At 57.3% G+C, this 1,180-nt stretch carries 1 protein-coding gene; it reads left to right on the top strand.

The window, feature by feature from the left end; translation table 11 throughout:
• The coding region (gene tuf / locus AC2D8P_RS16580) for an elongation factor Tu (RefSeq protein WP_484703994.1) at positions 1-1,176 on the top strand (1,176 nt) is incomplete at its 5' end.
• Between the last annotated feature and the right edge of the window lie 4 nt (positions 1,177-1,180).

Raw genomic sequence — 1,180 nt, 5'->3', positions numbered from 1 at the left:
ATGGCAAAAGAGAAGTTTGAGCGGTCGAAGCCGCATTGCAACATCGGCACGATTGGTCACGTTGACCACGGCAAGACGACACTGACGGCTGCGATCACCAAGCAGTTTGGCGATTTCCAAAGCTACGATTCGATTGACAGCGCGCCGGAAGAAAAGGCCCGCGGCATCACCATCTCGACTGCCCACGTTGAGTATGAAACCGAAGGCCGTCACTACGCCCACGTCGACTGCCCCGGCCACGCTGACTATGTGAAGAACATGATCACCGGTGCGGCGCAGATGGACGGCGCGATCCTGGTTGTGAACGCAGCCGACGGCCCGATGCCACAAACCCGCGAGCACATCCTGTTGGGCCGCCAGGTTGGTATCCCTTACATGGTTGTTTTCCTGAACAAAGTTGACCAGGTTGACGACGAAGAGCTGCTGGAACTGGTTGAGATGGAAGTTCGCGAACTGCTGTCTGAATACGACTACCCAGGTGATGATATCCCAATCATCGCAGGCTCTGCTCTGGCCGCTCTGGAAGGCCGCGACGACGCAATCGGCGCCAACAAAATCGCCGAACTGATGGCCGCTGTTGACGACTATATCCCACAGCCAGAGCGTGCTGTTGACCAGCCATTCCTGATGCCGATCGAAGACGTGTTCTCGATCTCTGGCCGCGGGACTGTTGTGACCGGCCGGGTTGAGCGTGGCGTGATCAATGTTGGCGACTCGATCGAAATCGTTGGGATCCGCGACACCAAAACCACCACCTGTACCGGTGTTGAAATGTTCCGCAAACTGCTGGACCGTGGTGAAGCAGGCGACAACATCGGCGCGCTGCTGCGTGGTGTTGACCGTGAAGGCGTTGAGCGTGGCCAGGTTCTGTGTAAGCCAGGTTCGGTGAAGCCGCACACCAAATTCGAGGCAGAAGTCTACATTCTGACCAAAGAAGAAGGTGGCCGTCACACGCCATTCTTTGCGAACTACCGCCCACAGTTCTACTTCCGCACCACCGACGTGACCGGTACAGTTGAACTGCCTGCTGGCACCGAAATGGTGATGCCAGGCGACAACCTGAAGTTCGACGTCGAACTGATCGCCCCGATCGCCATGGAAGAAAAACTGCGCTTCGCCATCCGCGAAGGCGGACGCACCGTCGGTTCCGGCGTCGTCTCCAAAATCCACGAGTAATTCT

It is taken from the genome of Roseovarius sp. YIN77 (assembly GCF_057219155.1).
Note: the sequence above shows the minus strand (reverse complement) of the source record. Positions and strands in the feature narration are given on the sequence as shown.